Source organism: Bacillus daqingensis (assembly GCF_042654445.1).
GTDB lineage: Bacteria > Bacillota > Bacilli > Bacillales > Salisediminibacteriaceae > Alkalicoccus > Alkalicoccus luteus.
On the sequence record NZ_JBHSGK010000004.1, the window covers coordinates 74,217 to 90,207 of the forward strand.

Genomic DNA, 15,991 nt, shown 5'->3' on the forward strand with positions numbered 1-15,991 from the left:
CGTTAATTGATAATCATTCTCACTTTCTCGCTTCCGAAAAAAAGTATTCCCCCCTCTCTTTTTTTTTCGACACCATTGAGAATGGTTATCATTTATCGGCGGTGCCGCTTAAGATGTTAACGGGGGTGCCCGTCTGATACAATAAAGGGAAAGACTGGCAATAGAAAGAGGGATACACATGACTGATTTATCTACGATTACGCCGCTGCAAAAAGCGATACGGGAGCGGCGTTCTATTAAAACCGGATACACCGATGAACCGGTAGAAAAAACGCTGGTGATGGATCTGCTTCGGGATGCCGTATGGGCCCCGAACCACGGGCTGCGGGAGCCGTGGCGCTTCGTGTATGTGAGTGCAGAAGAAAAGGAAGCATTTGTTGAAGGGCTGCTCGGGCACTATGCAAAACGGGAGCATGAAAACCGCCGCAAGTTGTTTATGGAGCCTGCTGCCTATTTAATTGTAATAATGAAAGAAGATCCGCGCCAGAAACAGCAGGATGAAAACATGGGCGCGATTGGCTCGATGATTCAAAATTTTCAGCTGCTTGCTGCAGAACGGCAGCTCGGAACCGTGTGGAAAACGAATCCGCACATTTACGAGCCGGACGTCCGTGGCATGCTTGGCGTAAAGGCTGGTGAACGGATCGCCGGCTTTCTGCACCTTGGCTATTATGAGGAAAAAAACAAGCCGAAACGGAAAGAACCAACTCCGCCGGAAGAGCTTACGACCGATTTCTCGTCGCTTTAAAAGGCATCTGTAAAGGGAGGTGGCTGCCATGCTGACAGCCGAAGAAATGCAGGCGATGCGCGCCATGATGGAAAAAATGATGATGGAGCGGCGGATTATGCGCTGCTTTAAGGACCGGGCTGTCGAGCCGTCCGCAGTGTCGGTCAGCTGGAAGAAAGCTTCCGTGGAAATGAGTCCGGAAGCACGTGCCGAGACGCGTCTGCTTCTGTTTCACGGACCTCAGAAGTGTCCGCTTGTCAAAGAAATCATACGCGGCATGTATGAGCGTGAAGACCGCTGGCACAACCGGATGCTGGAGCTGTACGAGCAGGTGCCGATGCATGTGCTTGTGCTGACGAAACCTCGCTACCGGGACGAGGCGCTTCGTGCGCTTGGTCGCATGCAGCTCTACAGTGCGAATCAGGGAATCGGCATGATTTTAAAAGAACGGGAATACACATTTTCAAAGCAGTGGCTCGACCGGGCCGGGCGTCTTTCCGGGGAAATTCCGGCAGCCGTCCTGCACGCCGGCTGGCTGCCGGATCATTTAATTGAGAGGAGCGCGATGTAACATGATCAGCACAACACTTGTGGACGCTTTGAACGAACAGATGAACTACGAATTTTACTCCGCTCACGTTTATACCGCTACTGCGGCTTACTGCTCTGGTGAAAGCCTGGACGGTTTTGCGCAGTTTTACCTGGCACAGGCAGAAGAGGAACGGTTCCATGCGATGAAGTTTTACCAGTTTATTAACGACATCGGCGGCCGAGCAGAGCTCACCGGCATGCCCGATCCGGACAATACGTTTGCTTCTGTGGAAGAAACGTTCACCAAATCACTTGAGCATGAAAAAGAAGTGACGAAGCGCATTTACAAGCTAGCTGATCTGGCGCTGGATGAGCGCGAACATGCGACGATGACGTTTCTGAACTGGTTTATTGAAGAACAGGTGGAAGAAGAGGCGGCGTTTGATACGCTCATCCACCGGCTGAAGCGCATGGATCAAGACAGCCAGGCGTTTGAGCTGCTCGATCAGGAGCTCGGAAAACGAACCTTCAAACCAGAGGAATAAAGCAAGAGAAGCAGCTTCGGCCGTAACGGCCGGAGCTGCCAGGCTGTTGACAAAGTCAATCAGCTTACATGATTATTCTATTGATTGTATTTCCCCTCTGTTTACCGGCGGAAGCTTGCCGTGGGCTTGTCTTCAGCTATTTCTCAGGGTGACCCCTGAGAAAGGATCTTCAGACTGCGCTGATTCCACAGGCGTCCCTGCCGGACACATCGGGGAAACGGCTCTGCTTGTTGGAGAACAACGTCACAACAGACAGACGCGACTGCTTTTTTTACGTTTATCATGAATTCGATGAAGGACTGGCGTCCCTATTTAACATCGAAACGTCTGATCTGGGGGGCTATCCATATGGAACCGGATCGTGCAGGCATAACCAGGCACGTGAAACGAACTGCCAGCTGCCGACATCGTAGGATCTCGACTCCGGGAGGATCAGAACGAGGCGAAGATCCAGCGCTTCCGACAGCAGGAGGAAGCGGTTAGCTGAGCCCGTTCCCTCCGGAAAGCGAGTGTCCGCAGGGACAGGCAGATGCAACGATATTCACTTAAAATAACTTTATCCACACTCTGGCAGCTCCGGCCTGATATGGCCGGAGCTGCTTTTTTCTGTTCTGCTGTACGGGACATTAGCGGCGTGAATGAGGATCTGTTGCTTTTGGTGATGCCTGTGTTTCGTTTCAGTGTTGTTCCAGCGGCGTTAAACCTGCTGTGCAGCTTGAATCCGGAGAACAGCTTGCAGCAGGGAGTTTGTACATTTATTCTCATAAGAAAAAAACGGGCAGGGGCCCGTTTTCAGGAAAGTGTGCATACGATTATCCATTTGCAGAAGAATGAAGGATGTGCTGGTCCTGCGGACAGGCAAGCTGGTAGCTCATGCACATCGGCGTTCCGGTTACGGGATCTTTTCCGATCACAGCCTCAATTGAAAAGACGTCGCGCAGCACGTGCGGCTGCATGATTTCCTGAGCGCTCCCGTGTGAGCGGACATCGCCGTCTTTCATCGCGATTAAGTAATCTGAAAAGCGGGCAGCCTGATTCAGGTCATGCAGCACCATGACGATCGTGCGGTTTTCAAGCCGGTTCAGGCGCTGAAGCAGTTCAAGCACCTCCAGCTGATGGGCCATGTCCAGATACGTTGTCGGTTCATCAAGAAAAATGAGCTCTGTATTCTGAGCGAGTGCCATTGCAATCCAGACCCGCTGCCGCTGCCCGCCGGACAATCCGTCAACCGGCTTGTCTGCGAAAGCACTTGTGCCGGTCATCTCCATCGCTTCGTCAATCATGCGTCGGTCTTCCCGGCTCAGGCGTCCGAAGCCGCGCTGATATGGAAAGCGGCCGTAGGAAACGAGTTCATAAACGGTGAGGCCAGCCGCGCTGTTCTGCGTCTGCGGCAGGATCGCCATTTTCCGAGCGAGCTCTTTCGTCGGGATTTTCGACACCGCGGCTCCGTCCAGATAAACAGAGCCAGATGACGCCGCAAGCAGCCGCGTACACGTTTTCAGAAACGTCGATTTTCCACAGCCGTTCGGTCCGATGATCGTCGTCACCTTGCCGGCTGGAATCGCCACCGTCAAATCCTGGATGATCGGCTTGTCGCCGTAGCCGACCCGTATATGTTCTGCATGCATGGAAGGCATGAATTTGTCAGTCCTTTCCGCTTTTCATTTATTTGAGAATGATTATCAGTTTCACAATAGCTTTATCATAGTATGCACGTTTGAAAAAGTCAATTGCCCATCCGAAAAATAAATCTGAAAAAAGCTGGAGCAGGTAGCACGAGCGGATTTAGCAGCTGTCTGTCCCTGTAAAACATCGAACGCCCGTCTTGTCAGGCTTCAAACAATCGTGCTATGGTAATGGGAACATATATTCTCATGTGCGAGGGTGAGCTGCGATGAAAGCACTCATGGACGATTATGAAAAAATTTTATTTTTCCGCTATGTCGACAGCGTCTGGGCAAAACGGGCGCTGGAGCACGACCGGGAGTACGTGCGGACATCTAAATTGAAGTTTGCCGACGTCTACGAAGACTGGTTTTTTAAGCTGGAAAGCCGCAACGGAGCCTTCCTGAACGAATTGCGGAAAGAGCTGCGCGGAGCAGATATGAAAATTTGGGAGAGCGCGAAACCGACGAAAAAAGAAGTGCGCTATAAAAGCCGGTGCCGGGGCTACGAATTCAGCCACTGCATTATGGCTCCGATTTTGAAGCGCCGCGTCGAAGCACATCTGCGCCGGCTTGCCTTCGATCCGGAGCAGGACTTTAAAACGCTGCTGCACGCAGAGGCACCGTGGAAAAGTCAGCCTATGTAAGTCAAAGCCGGGGCGTCATGCTCCCGTTTTGAAAATGACGGTATCGAATGAGATAGGAGCACAGGTATACTTGGCTTTCGGCGCAGGCCGGAAGCTTTTTTCGGGAATTCAAAAAAGGGCGTGTCCTGGTTCAGAGCTACTGTAGAGGGGAAGATCGACTGAATTATCGTGCAGCTATCCAAAAAGCGACAATTGTACAGATAAACGAAGCGGCTATTTTGGAAAAGATCAGTAAAATAGAATTTTTATCGGTAAAATAATAAGTAAAATAAAGCGGATATTTTCGTAAAAAACAATTATTTTACCGATGTTTTACCGAAATTGCACTTTTGGAAGCGAATACATGGTGCTAATCTACATATATCGCAAATGAAATTTTAGTGAAAGAGGAGGTGTTTTTTACTTGGCGACAATAAAAGAAGTAGCAAAAGAAGCACATGTTTCGATTGCCACCGTTTCTCGTATATTAAATAATGATCAATCGATTGTAGTACTGGATGAAACAAGGCAGCGGGTACTGGAGGTAGCGAAAAAGCTGGACTACAAACCTCTCCGACAGCGTAGTCGAAAGCAGTACGTTAAGAAAACAATCCGGACTTGGAAAATCGGCATTCTTACCTGGAATAACACAGAGGATGACAAAGAGGATCCGTATTTTAAAGAGATTATCGACGGGATTGAAGAGCAGGCCTACGAGCTGGACATGCGCATTGTCCAGACGGTGAGACTGCGGAGAAGAACGGGTGAGGAGAAGTTGCATGAGCTGGATGGAATTATTGTCATCGGAAAATCGGTGGCAGATGATATCGCTTCCTTGTATCCCGGTAAAAATATTGTGTTTGTTGATCAGAATCCCGACAAAGCCAGATTTGATTCTGTGACGTCTGACCTTGCGCAAGCCTCAGAAAATGTGTTGAATCACCTTCTTTCACTCGGTCACCGGCGAATCGGGTTTATTGGCGGAAGAGAATTCACCCAGCGCACAGATGGGAGCGAGAAGCAGGCAGTGGACCAAAGGCTTGCGCATTATATCCGCTACATGAAAGACAGGCAGCTTTATGAAGAAGGTCTGGTTTATTTAGGAAACGATGAAATAGGCGACTGGAATTCATACGCGGGCTACCAGTTGATGCGTGAAGCACTCCGGCAGGAAAATCTTCCAGAAGCATTTTTTATTGCCAGTGATCCAATGGCGCTGGGAGCGATCCGGGCGCTTCATGAGAAAGGGTTGAAAGTTCCGCAGCATACCGCGATTGTCAGTGTAGACGATATTGAGTACGCAAGCTATGTCACACCGCCGCTTACAACAACGAAGCTGCATAGTACACAAATGGGAAGAACGGCAGCGCACCTGCTTCGAAATCGGATCGAGGGGCGGGACGTTCCGCTGCAAGTTATTGTTCCGACAGAAATGGTGATTCGTGATTCGTGCGGTTGGCGCAAAAAACATACCGAAGGGGAGGATGTATCATGAAAAAAGCAGTGTGGGTAAGCAGTTTGGCAGGGGTCATGACGATGCTGGCAGCCTGCGGAGGCAATGCCGACGGAAGCGGCGATACAGTCGAGCTAGAGTTTTTCCAATTTAAAGGTGAGGCTGTCGGGGAGTTTGACCAGCTGATTGCCAAGTTTGAAGAAGAGAATCCAGGTATCACGATTGAACAAAATAACGTACCGGATGCCGATACAGTGCTGCTTTCACGCCTTACGCAAAATGATATTCCCGATGTGTTAACGATTAATGGAGGTGCAACGTTCGGAGACATTGGCGACTCAGGAATGTTTAAGGATATGACCGGTGATGCGAATACAGAGGGAATATTGGATGAATACGAAGATATGCTGAAGCGACTTACAGGTACTGATGAGCTTTATGCTCTGCCGCATACGGTTAATGCAAATGGAGTCATTTATAATAAGGAAAAGTTTGAGGAGCTAGGGCTTGAGGTTCCGGAAACGTGGGACGAATTTATTGCACTGGCAGAAGAGATTGAGTCTGCGGGAGAAACGCCGTTTTATTCTACTTACGGGGAATCCTGGACCATTTTACCTCCGCTGAACGCGCTGGCTTCCAATATACACGGAGAAGCATTTTTTGAAAGGCTGGAAACAGGAGAAACGTCCTTCAGCGAAGAGTACGGAGAAGTTGCAGAAAAGCTGGAAGAACTGCTTCAATACACGGATAACGATGTATTTGGCCATGATTACAACATAGGCAACACCGCATTTGCCAACGGGGAATCTGTTATGTACATGCAGGGGGTCTGGGCTATCGGTGAAATTCTTGAAGCCAATCCGGATATGGAGCTCGGAGTCTTCGGGCTGCCGGCTGCTAACGAGGAAGGAAGCAATGATGTTGTATCCGGGGTAGATGTGGCACTGATGATTGGAGAAGATACTGAACATCCTGAGGAAGCTCAGCAGTTTGTTGATTTTCTGCTCGATCCGGAAAATATTGAGATTTATTTAGATGGCCAGCGTATGTTCTCCGCTGTGGAGGGAGCAGAACAGCAGGACGCAGCTCTTCAGGAACTGCAAAGCTACTTTGACAACGAGCAGATTACCTCGTTTGCTGACCATTATTATCCGCAAGGCTTTGAAATAGATGTGATGTTCCAGGATTACTTGCTGGATGGCACGCTGGAGGACCTCCTGTCAGAATTGGATGCAGAATATGAACGACTATCAGACAACTAAGCGAAGAGGAGGAGGATCTTCCCTCTCTTCTTCCGGCAGATTGACGATGCGCAAGCCATCCGCCTATGCTGTCATGATCCTTCCGGCGCTGATTTTATTTTTCAGCTTTCATACGCTGCCGGTCCTCCAGGGGATCTTTTACAGCTTTACCGATTATCGCGGCTTTGGTGACTGGAATTTTGTCGGCTTTCAAAATTACATCAGCATCTTTAACGACAGCAGAGCATACAATGCGTATTTCTTTACGTTTCAGTTTGCCATCGTTTCTACCGTTCTTGTCAACATTATCAGCTTGATTATCGCGCTTGGATTAAATGCAAAGATAAAGTTTCATAAGACGCTGCGAGCGGTTTACTTCATGCCGAACATTCTCAGCATCCTGATCGTCGGGTTCATTTTTAATTTTATCTTTGCTGTATATATTCCGGGAATTGCAGACAGTCTGGGGATCACTGCTCTTACAACAAGCATTCTCGGGAGCCGTGACTATGCCTGGATTGCCATTGTCATTGTAGCAGTGTGGCAGGCTGCTGCATTTAATACTATTCTCTACCTGGCCGGACTTTCCACGATTTCGCAGGATTTGTACGAAGCGTCCAGTCTGGACGGTGCAAACAAATGGCAGGAGTTCTGGAAAATCACCTTTCCGCTTATTGCCCCTTTTTTTACGATCAACATGGTGTTAGCGATGAAAAACTTTCTGATGGTATTTGACCATATTGTCGCGATGACAGGCGGCGGACCGGGAAGAGCGACGCAGTCGATCTCTCTGCTTATCTATCAAGATGGTTTTGCCGGCGGTCAGTTTGCCCTGCAATCGGCTAACGCGGTTATTTATTTCATTATTATTGTGACAGTGTCCATCTTTCAAATTCGTATTCTGCAGAAGCGGGAGGTGCAGATGTAATGGAATCAAAGCGCTATAACTGGCCTGTCACCATTCTGTTAATTTTCGGCACGATCTTTATCCTGTTTCCTTTATACATTACGATTGTCAATGCATTTAAGACACCGCAGGAAACAGCCCAGTCTATTTTGGCTCTCCCGTCGTCTTTTAACGTGGATAACTTCTTGCGAGCTATTGAAATGACAAACTTTTTCAATGCGCTTGGGAACAGTCTGTATGTTACCTTACTCACTGTAGTTCTTACGGTACTGTCGAACTCGCTGGTCGCTTATGCCATCGCCCGAAACATGCATAAGAAAACGTACAGAGTTCTGTTTTATTATTTTGTGAGCGCGATGTTTGTGCCATTTCCAATTATCATGCTGCCGATCGTCAATCAAATGAGCGCAATTGGGCTCATGAATTTAAACGGTCTTGTACTTCTTTATATCGTTTATGGTTTGGCATTTAATGTTTTCCTGTATACTGGCTATATTAAAACGATCCCGAAAGAGCTGGAAGAGGCCGCTATCGTGGATGGCTGTTCCCGCTGGGGAGTATTCTGGCGTATTATTTTCCCGATTTTGGCTCCGATCAACGCTACTGTCGCAATATTAACAGCCTTATGGGCTTGGAACGACTTTCTACTTCCACTCGTTATTCTTGGGGACCGGGCAGATCATACGCTGCCGCTTGTACAGTATGTATTTCAATCTCAATTCGGAACAAACTATAACCTTGCCTTTTCTTCCTACCTTATGGCATTACTGCCAATGCTGCTGCTGTACATTTTCTTGCAGCGATGGATCATCAGCGGGGTTACACAAGGAGCGATTAAATCATAATGACATTCACTGCACATGATCAACAATCAGCGATTCTCGTTGATGAGGCTGCTCTTCGCTTTCACTTAAAAACGCCTTCTACAAGCTACGTGATGGGGGTTGTCAACGGCGGCTGGCTGGCACACTTGTACTGGGGAAAGGCGGTACGCCGCTGGAATGAAAGTGCACCGGTACGCTATGCGGACCGCGGCTTTTCAGGAAATACGGATAAGAATGACCGCACGTTTTCACTGGATACGGCACCGCTTGAGTATCCGTCCTACGGGAGCACAGATTTCCGCGATCCGGCCTTTCACTTCCGCTGGGAAGACGGGGCGTCGGTCTCGGAGTTCCGCTACAAAGGCTATGAGGTAAAGCAGGGACGCCGCACGCTGGAGGGGCTGCCGCACGTGTATACCGAGCAGGAGGCAGAAGCGGAAACGCTCACGATTCAGCTGTATGATGAGCTAAAGCAGGTGAGTCTTTACCTCGATTACGTCGTTTTTCCCGATTATGACGCGCTGACACGATCGGTGCGGGTTGTTAACGAAGGCGACGAAGCGTTTACCGTGGAAAAGCTGACGTCGGCCAACGTCGATTTCCGTTCGGGGGACTGGGAGCTGCTCTCCCTTTACGGAGCTCATAACCGGGAGCGTGACGTGGAGAGAGGCCCGATCCGGCACGGCAGCACCGTGCTGGAAAGCCGCCGCGGGGCCAGCAGCCATCAGCTCAATCCGTTTTTTGCGCTCGTCTCTCCGGACGCGACGGAGACGAACGGGGACGTTTACGGCTTCAGCTTCGTTTACAGCGGCAGCTGGCGCGGGGCAGTAGAGGTTGATCAGTTTTCCACCAGCCGTGTTCAGCTCGGGCTTGGAACGCTCGATTTCTCCTGGGAGGTCACACCGGGAAGCTCTTTTCAAACCCCGGAAGTCGTCATGGTCTACTCGAGTGCCGGCCTTGGACCAATGTCGCGCACGTACCACCGTCTTTACAACGAGCGGCTGATCCGCGGCAGCTGGAAAGGAAAAGAGCGGCCGATTCTGATCAACAACTGGGAAGCGACGTACTTTGATTTCGACGAACAGAAGCTCCTGGCGATCGCAGATGAGGCGGCGGATGCCGGAATTGAGCTGTTTGTACTTGATGACGGCTGGTTCGGCAGGCGAAATGATGATACGACGTCGCTCGGGGACTGGTATCCGGATACGAAAAAGCTGCCGAACGGCTTAAAAGGAGCTGCAGAAAAGATCACGTCGAAAGGACTTCGTTTCGGACTGTGGATGGAGCCGGAGATGGTGTCAACTGACAGCGAGCTGTACCGCAGCCACCCGGACTGGTGCCTGCACGTGCCCGGACGGCGCCGCTCCGAATCTCGCAACCAGCTTGTGCTGGACTACGGCAACCCGGACGTCCGCAGCTATATTGTGGAACGATTGACGACAGTGCTGGAGGAGAGTCCGGTCAGTTACGTCAAATGGGACATGAACCGCAACATGACCGAGGCTTCCTCCAGGCTGCTTCCGGCTCACCGGCAAAAGGAAACCGCGCACCGCTATATGCTCGGGGTGTACGAGGTGATGGAGACGATCACGACCCGGTTTCCGGAGATTCTGTTTGAAAGCTGTGCGGGCGGCGGCGGACGCTTTGATCCGGGAATGCTCTACTACATGCCGCAGGCGTGGACGAGTGACAATACGGACGCAGTGAGCCGCACGCGCATTCATTACGGAACAAGTCTCGTCTATCCGCCATCTGCGATGGGTTCTCACGTTTCTGCCGTGCCGAATCATCAGGTCGGGCGCATCACGCCGCTTCAGACGCGCGGGCATATGGCGATGGACATGAACCTCGGCTATGAGCTCGATCCGACGACATTCACCGCCGAGGAAAAAGCGGAAGTGAGCCGTCAGACGGCCCGCTATAAGGAGCTGCGCCCGCTGATGCAGTTCGGGGAGCTCTACCGGCTTGAGAGTCCGTATGAAGGAGAAAGCTACGCTGTGCTCCGGACCAATGCGGATAAATCGGAAGCGGTATTTCTTTACATGCACCGGCTCGCAGACGCCAATGCGCCTTTCATCCGTGTCCGCCTGGACGGGCTGGACCCGGATGCCGACTACCGTGTCGTTGATCTGGATCAGACGTTCGGCGGGGATGAGCTCATGTATACCGGGCTTGATATCCCGATGATCACAAGCGACTTTCAGAGCTTTCTCTGGAAGTTGGAAAAAATCACATAAGCTGCAGCAGACCGCATCCATACAAATGGGTGCGGTTTTTTATCGCCGCCGGGAAAGAAAGGAGTTTTACTCTCTGGCGGCGAAGCTTATGACGAGAAACGGGGGAGGTGCCGGAAATGATTGCATTTTTAGTGACGCTGCGGCGTATGGTAAAGGCTACTGTGCTAGGGCTGAAGGAACCGGAGTTTCAGGTGCTGCTGTCGCTTACAGTGGCGATGTTGATTTCCGGCACGATGTTTTACAGCAATGTAGAAGGCCTGTCGATACTCGATGCACTTTATTTCAGTGTGATCACGCTCGCGACCGTCGGCTATGGAGACTTCACCCCGCAGACCGACTTTGGAAAGATCTTTACGATTCTGTACATCCTGACAGGAGTCGGTCTGATCGTCGCCTTTGCGACGAAAATTTTATACTACATGGAGCTGCCGCGCCTGCAGCGGAAGGAAGCCAGGCGGGCGGAGCGCGAAGAGAAGGAGGAAGACGATGAGTGACGTATGGAAGAAACTGCAGGTAAAGGAACGGAAAAGCTGGCTCGTCATTAACGCACCGGAGGCGTTTCGCGAAGTGCTGAAAGAGACCCCGGCAGATACGCTGGATGACATGCCGGAAAAGCAAGCCTATGAGGTGATCTTGAGCTTTGTGAAAACGGAAGAAGAGATTGCCGAAGCAGCCTTGCTTGCAGAAGAAAGGCTGGCAGAGGGCGGCATCTTCTGGGTGATGTATCCGAAGAAATCCTCCAAAAAATACAGCACAGAGATCAGCCGCGATCAAGGCTGGAGCAGTATGGAGAAAAAGGAGTTTAAAGCAGTCCGGCAAATTGCTATCGACGAGGATTGGTCTGCGCTCCGCTTCCGGCCGGCGAGCGAATGGAAATGAGCTTGAACGGCGGAGGATCAGGGTAAAGAAGCAGCAGAAGGAGATGGTACTGTGACAGTTTCGAGACCAGCAGGATTTTTGTCGAGACTCGGAGCCAATATCGTTGACGGCTTGCTGATTACCGTGGTCTGGGTCATAATCAGCTATATCGTCTATCAGGAATTCACGGCGGGTGATCTGATCCAGAACATTTTACAGGCGGTTTATGCAGTGGTGGTACCGGCATTATGGTACGGCTATTCCGTCGGGAAATATGCGTTTGGCATCCGAATTGCGAGAATAGATGGGAAAAAGGTCGGGATTGGTACGATGCTGATGCGCGTCTTCGGAGCCGGGATTGTGTACGCTTTGACGCTCGGCATTGCGCTGCTTGCGAGTGTGATTATGGTACTCGTGCGTAAAGACCGGCGCGCGGTACACGATTTTATCGCGGGAACGTACGTGACGCATGAACCGCCGGAGATGAAGAAAAGCGCGGAATAGCCGATAAAAGCAAGAGAGGTTCCAGAGAGGATGAAAAACGCATGCTGGTGCACGCAGATCCACACTACTTATTTCAATTTTTCAGCAGGCTGTACCGAATGGTGTTTCTAATGAAAGTGGAGGGAGCTGATTATGTCTATGAAGCGGTGACGCCGGATGGCATCACGCTTGGCTCCCTTCCGGACAATTATCGGGGACAGACGATCAGAGGCATCTATCCGCCTGAAGTAGCCGGGCCGCTGCAGGATCAGTATGACCGGGCGCGGGAACAGAAGGAGCCGGTGTTTTATTCCGACAAAATGAATAAGGTAACAGATGTGGCTTCGTATGCTACCTCCATTCTGATGCCGATTGAGGATGAGTCGGGTAACGTCTGTTTTGTACTGAGCATGACAAGTGATTTGTCCGAGCGGTCTCATACGGAGCTGTTGTCCTCCATGGAGAACATTGATTACTTGACGAAGCTTCCGAACTTAATCCGGGTAAAGGGAGAGCTGCATCAGCGGATGGAACGTCTGGAGCGCGGAGAAGTCGTCGTCCTGTACATAAACTTGGACCGCTTCCGGCTGTTAAATGAGCTGCTCGGTATCGAAGAAGGCAACGAGATGCTCCAGAAGCTTGCTGCCGGCATCGGCCGGGTTCTGCCGGAAGGAACGGTGTTTGGGCGGGTTGATGGAGATGAGTTTATCGCTGTTCTTGCGCCGTCCAATCAGGAAGCGGCCGAAGCGGCAGCAAATGATGTGCTGCAGGTGATTGAGTCCCATACATATGAAGTGGACGGGATCGAAATCTCGCTTTCCGCATGCATCGGCGCTGCTTCCATGTCTGAAAATGCGAGCATGATGATTGCCAATGCCTGTACCGCGATGATGGATGCGAAACAGGCCGGACCTGGGGAGATCCGTTTCTACGGAGGAAATGCGGCAACAGAAAAACTGCTGGACGAGCTGTATGTGGAAGTGGAGCTGATTCGCGCAGTACGAAACGGGGATCTCGAAGTCTACTACCAGCCGAAGCTGCAGCCGGCTGCAGGCAAGATGCAGTTTGAAGCGCTGGCCCGCTGGCATTCCCCCAAGCTTGGCACCGTGCCGCCCTCGATCTTTATACCCGTGGCGGAAAAAAGCTCGCTTATTGAAGAAGTAACGAGCTTTGTTCTGGAGCGCGTCTGCCGTGATATGCATACGTATCCGGAGCTGTTTGCTGAAGGCCGTACGGCTGTCAATATCTCTACGAAGCTGTTTAACCGTCCAGCGATGCTTCGCTCTGTCATTGACGTGATCGAACGATGCGGGCAGCCTCCCGAACGGTTCGAGCTGGAGATGACCGAACAGACGCTGGTCGACGATGCGGAGCACGGCCGTAAAATTGTCCGTTATCTTCGCGAGCTCGGATTTCGTGTGGTGATCGATGACTTCGGCGTCAGCTATTCCTCGCTCAACTATTTAAAGGAGCTTGATCTCGACGGCATAAAAATCGATCAGTCATTCGTTCAGGAAATCGACGAGCAGATGGACCGGCGCGGCTATGACATCGTGATGTTTATCCTGTCTCTGGCTGAGCGGCTTCATCTGGATGTGACAGCCGAAGGCGTGGAAACCGAGATTCAGCTGCGCACGCTGGAGCGCCTGGGATGCGGTGAAATGCAGGGCTACTACTTATCACGCCCCGTCCCGGCAGCAGAGCTTGCTGTGGCAGTCCATCAAAGCCGCGAACGTCTGCACAAGCCCCCGGAACCGGTTCCGGGAACAGCGGAAGCAGAAACGGCCCGGCTGGAGGCCTATCGGGCTCTGAAAGTCAGCACGAGCAGCTTTGAGGAAAAGTATGACCGGATTGTGCGCGCCGTCCAGCGCGCGTTCCACATGCCGATCAGCTTTATCTCCCTCATCGATGAAAACAAGCAGTACGTCAAAGCGATTGAAGGCATGCCTCACGAGGATCCGGCAGTTCAGCATGGGACGCCCAAAGAAGAAACGCTCTGCGCCTTCGTCGTTGATTACAAAAAGCCGCTTGTGATTCCGGATACGAAAGAGGATGAAGCGTACTGCCTGCACCCGAATGTCGTCAACTATGGCGTACGGTTTTATGCCGGGGTTCCGCTGCTTACAGAAGGAGGTCAGGCTGTCGGCACACTCTGTGTCGTCGATGCCAGGCCGCACACGTTTACCGACAAGGATCTGCAGCTCCTTGAGGATTACAGCTGCTGGGTCATGGCGGAGATGGAAAAGACGCCGCAATGAAACCAAGCAAGGCCCGTCAGGCAGCTGGCGGGCTGTTTGCCGATCGGCGGCATGGAAAAAGCCGGAAGCGGGAATAGGCAGAGCAGAACAGCGTAAGGGAGGAATGCAGTATGTATGCAGTGACACGGGAAGAAATGCGCCGTATCGACCAGTATGCGATTGATACGATCAGAATTCCCGGGCTTGTGCTGATGGAAAACGCCGGCAGAAGCGCCGCCGGCCTGCTGATCAAGCAGGATGAAACACCAAAACGGTGGCTGATTATAGCCGGAAAAGGCAACAACGGCGGGGACGGAGTCGTGATGGCGAGGCATCTAGCCGAAGCGGGACATGAAGCGGATGTCGTCTATCCGGAAGGAGAAGGCGGCTTGACCGGGGACGGACAGACGCAGCGCACGATAGCGGACGCGTACCCAATCCGTTTTCTCGATGAAGAGGAGCCGGTAAACTGGCCGGCATATGACGGCATCATTGACGCCATGCTCGGCACGGGGGCCTCCGGAGACCCAAGAGAACCGTATGCTTCCTGGATTGAAGCAGCGAACGGCTCGGGTCTCCCGATTACAGCGCTTGATATTCCGAGCGGTCTGGATGCGGATACCGGGAGCGTTGGCACCCCTTGTATCGAAGCCGCGCAGACAGCTGCCCTTGCATACACGAAGCGGGGGCTGGAGCAGTATCCGGGAAAAGGCTGCGCCGGAAAGGTAAGCGTCTGTTCGATTGGGCTCCCGGAAGACGAGGCTGCGCGCCATGACGTGCGCACGTTCATCGGAACAAAAGCGGCAATTGAAGCCCTGTATGGCCGAAACAGTCTTTACCCGGCGCGGGATGCGGAGGCGAACAAAGGCAGCTACGGGCATGCATTGATTGCAGCTGGTACACGTCGGATGAACGGAGCCGGCCTGCTGACGGCAGCCGCGTGCCTGCGGATGGGCGCCGGACTGACGACATGGGCGATGCCGGATGCCCTGCTGCCGATTGCAGCTGGGAAGCAGCCCGAGCTCATGTATGCGCCGCTTGCAGACGACGGGACAGGAGACTGGACGAGGGTCACAGCAGGCGACGTCATTAGTCAGGCAGAAGGAAAAGCGGTGCTGGCCATCGGTCCAGGACTCGGGCGCTGGGACGGGGATACCGCATGGCTTGAGCAGATCTGGAAGGAAGCAGACTGTCCGCTCGTCGTCGATGCCGATGCGCTGAACATGCTCGCAGAGGGAAGAGGAGAACAGTTTCCGAAGCGGAACCGTCCTGTGATTCTCACGCCGCATCCGGGTGAAATGGCGCGGCTCACCGGGCAGTCGATCAAGAGCGTGCAGGCAGATCGGGTGGAAGCTGCAAAGCGCCTGGCCCGAGATCGCCACGCTACGATCGTATTAAAAGGAGCGGCGACGGTAACGGCGACGCCGGACGGCACGGCCGTGATCAATACGACCGGCAACCCGGGCATGGCGACCGGTGGAACCGGTGATGTGCTCGCCGGCATGACAGCGTCACTTGTCGCGCAGGGCTACGAACCGGAAGCAGCAGCGGTATGCGCCGTCTGGCTTCACGGAGAAGCAGGCGACCGCGCGGCTCACGATCATTCCCATCCCCGTTCGCTGACAGCCGGGGACATCATACAGGCATTGTAAGGAGGG

General features: G+C 52.2%; 15 protein-coding genes. 14 read left to right on the forward strand and 1 reads right to left on the reverse strand.

From position 1 onward, the window contains the following. Positions 1 to 178: 178 nt before the first annotated feature. Genes ACFO4L_RS05190 through ACFO4L_RS05200 form a run of 3 tightly spaced genes read left to right on the forward strand, consistent with a single transcriptional unit; the run spans position 179 to position 1,803 of the window. Entirely contained in the window at positions 179 to 748 is a 570-nt protein-coding gene (locus tag ACFO4L_RS05190) for a nitroreductase family protein (protein ID WP_377908639.1), read from the forward strand. 28 nt (positions 749 to 776) lie between these two features. Then, on the forward strand, positions 777 to 1,298 hold the full coding sequence (locus ACFO4L_RS05195; RefSeq protein WP_377908640.1) for a hypothetical protein: 522 nt from the start codon (positions 777 to 779) through the stop codon (positions 1,296 to 1,298). Position 1,299: 1 nt separating this feature from the next. Further along, positions 1,300 to 1,803, forward strand: a complete 504-nt coding sequence (locus ACFO4L_RS05200; RefSeq protein ID WP_377908641.1) for a ferritin — start codon at positions 1,300 to 1,302, stop codon at positions 1,801 to 1,803. An 812-nt stretch (positions 1,804 to 2,615) separates the two neighbouring features. On the opposite strand, the gene ACFO4L_RS05205 is transcribed toward ACFO4L_RS05200, so the two are convergent. After that, positions 2,616 to 3,440, reverse strand: a complete 825-nt coding sequence (locus ACFO4L_RS05205) for an ABC transporter ATP-binding protein (protein ID WP_377908642.1) — start codon at positions 3,438 to 3,440, stop codon at positions 2,616 to 2,618. A 257-nt stretch (positions 3,441 to 3,697) separates the two neighbouring features. Between ACFO4L_RS05205 and ACFO4L_RS05210 the strand changes: the two genes are divergently transcribed. From ACFO4L_RS05210 to ACFO4L_RS05260, 11 genes are all read left to right on the forward strand, one after another. Further along, positions 3,698 to 4,114, forward strand: coding sequence for a YhjD family protein (locus tag ACFO4L_RS05210; RefSeq protein ID WP_377908643.1), 417 nt, complete (start codon positions 3,698 to 3,700; stop codon positions 4,112 to 4,114). A 403-nt stretch (positions 4,115 to 4,517) separates the two neighbouring features. Beyond that, positions 4,518 to 5,588: a LacI family DNA-binding transcriptional regulator gene (locus tag ACFO4L_RS05215; protein WP_377908644.1), complete on the forward strand. Its 1,071-nt coding sequence runs from the start codon at positions 4,518 to 4,520 to the stop codon at positions 5,586 to 5,588. After that, positions 5,585 to 6,808: an ABC transporter substrate-binding protein gene (locus tag ACFO4L_RS05220; RefSeq protein WP_377908645.1), complete on the forward strand. Its 1,224-nt coding sequence runs from the start codon at positions 5,585 to 5,587 to the stop codon at positions 6,806 to 6,808. The genes ACFO4L_RS05215 and ACFO4L_RS05220 overlap by 4 nt, the downstream gene beginning before the upstream one ends. Positions 6,809 to 6,854: 46 nt before the next feature. Further along, positions 6,855 to 7,715, forward strand: coding sequence for a carbohydrate ABC transporter permease (locus tag ACFO4L_RS05225; protein ID WP_377908857.1), 861 nt, complete (start codon positions 6,855 to 6,857; stop codon positions 7,713 to 7,715). After that, positions 7,715 to 8,539, forward strand: a complete 825-nt coding sequence (locus ACFO4L_RS05230) for a carbohydrate ABC transporter permease (protein WP_377908646.1) — start codon at positions 7,715 to 7,717, stop codon at positions 8,537 to 8,539. The genes ACFO4L_RS05225 and ACFO4L_RS05230 overlap by 1 nt, the downstream gene beginning before the upstream one ends. Further along, entirely contained in the window at positions 8,539 to 10,755 is a 2,217-nt protein-coding gene (locus ACFO4L_RS05235; RefSeq protein ID WP_377908647.1) for an alpha-galactosidase, read from the forward strand. The genes ACFO4L_RS05230 and ACFO4L_RS05235 overlap by 1 nt, the downstream gene beginning before the upstream one ends. A 116-nt stretch (positions 10,756 to 10,871) precedes the next feature. Further along, positions 10,872 to 11,249: a potassium channel family protein gene (locus ACFO4L_RS05240; RefSeq protein ID WP_377908648.1), complete on the forward strand. Its 378-nt coding sequence runs from the start codon at positions 10,872 to 10,874 to the stop codon at positions 11,247 to 11,249. Beyond that, a complete protein-coding gene (locus ACFO4L_RS05245) occupies positions 11,242 to 11,634 on the forward strand; it encodes a DUF3052 family protein (protein WP_377908649.1) in 393 nt (130 codons plus the stop codon). Before ACFO4L_RS05240 ends, ACFO4L_RS05245 begins: the two co-directional genes overlap by 8 nt. Before the next feature lie 51 nt (positions 11,635 to 11,685). Further along, on the forward strand, positions 11,686 to 12,117 hold the full coding sequence (locus ACFO4L_RS05250; protein WP_377908650.1) for an RDD family protein: 432 nt from the start codon (positions 11,686 to 11,688) through the stop codon (positions 12,115 to 12,117). Positions 12,118 to 12,158: 41 nt separating this feature from the next. Next, positions 12,159 to 14,354 (forward strand): EAL domain-containing protein, encoded by a 2,196-nt coding sequence (locus ACFO4L_RS05255; protein WP_377908651.1) that lies wholly within the window; start codon positions 12,159 to 12,161, stop codon positions 14,352 to 14,354. A 110-nt stretch (positions 14,355 to 14,464) separates the two neighbouring features. Then, a complete protein-coding gene (locus tag ACFO4L_RS05260) occupies positions 14,465 to 15,985 on the forward strand; it encodes an NAD(P)H-hydrate dehydratase (RefSeq protein ID WP_377908652.1) in 1,521 nt (506 codons plus the stop codon). Positions 15,986 to 15,991: the final 6 nt, after the last annotated feature.

Excerpts from the sequence above, each read along its gene's own strand:
- ACFO4L_RS05190 (WP_377908639.1), top strand. The coding sequence starts at position 179 with ATGACTGATTTATCTACGATTACGCCGCTGCAAAAAGCGATACGGGAG.
- ACFO4L_RS05195 (WP_377908640.1), top strand. The coding sequence starts at position 777 with ATGCTGACAGCCGAAGAAATGCAGGCGATGCGCGCCATGATGGAAAAA.
- ACFO4L_RS05200 (WP_377908641.1), top strand. The coding sequence starts at position 1,300 with ATGATCAGCACAACACTTGTGGACGCTTTGAACGAACAGATGAACTAC.
- ACFO4L_RS05205 (WP_377908642.1), bottom strand. The coding sequence starts at position 3,440 with ATGCCTTCCATGCATGCAGAACATATACGGGTCGGCTACGGCGACAAG.
- ACFO4L_RS05210 (WP_377908643.1), top strand. The coding sequence starts at position 3,698 with ATGAAAGCACTCATGGACGATTATGAAAAAATTTTATTTTTCCGCTAT.
- ACFO4L_RS05220 (WP_377908645.1), top strand. The coding sequence starts at position 5,585 with ATGAAAAAAGCAGTGTGGGTAAGCAGTTTGGCAGGGGTCATGACGATG.
- ACFO4L_RS05225 (WP_377908857.1), top strand. The coding sequence starts at position 6,855 with ATGCGCAAGCCATCCGCCTATGCTGTCATGATCCTTCCGGCGCTGATT.
- ACFO4L_RS05230 (WP_377908646.1), top strand. The coding sequence starts at position 7,715 with ATGGAATCAAAGCGCTATAACTGGCCTGTCACCATTCTGTTAATTTTC.
- ACFO4L_RS05235 (WP_377908647.1), top strand. The coding sequence starts at position 8,539 with ATGACATTCACTGCACATGATCAACAATCAGCGATTCTCGTTGATGAG.
- ACFO4L_RS05240 (WP_377908648.1), top strand. The coding sequence starts at position 10,872 with ATGATTGCATTTTTAGTGACGCTGCGGCGTATGGTAAAGGCTACTGTG.
- ACFO4L_RS05245 (WP_377908649.1), top strand. The coding sequence starts at position 11,242 with ATGAGTGACGTATGGAAGAAACTGCAGGTAAAGGAACGGAAAAGCTGG.
- ACFO4L_RS05255 (WP_377908651.1), top strand. The coding sequence starts at position 12,159 with ATGCTGGTGCACGCAGATCCACACTACTTATTTCAATTTTTCAGCAGG.
- ACFO4L_RS05260 (WP_377908652.1), top strand. The coding sequence starts at position 14,465 with ATGTATGCAGTGACACGGGAAGAAATGCGCCGTATCGACCAGTATGCG.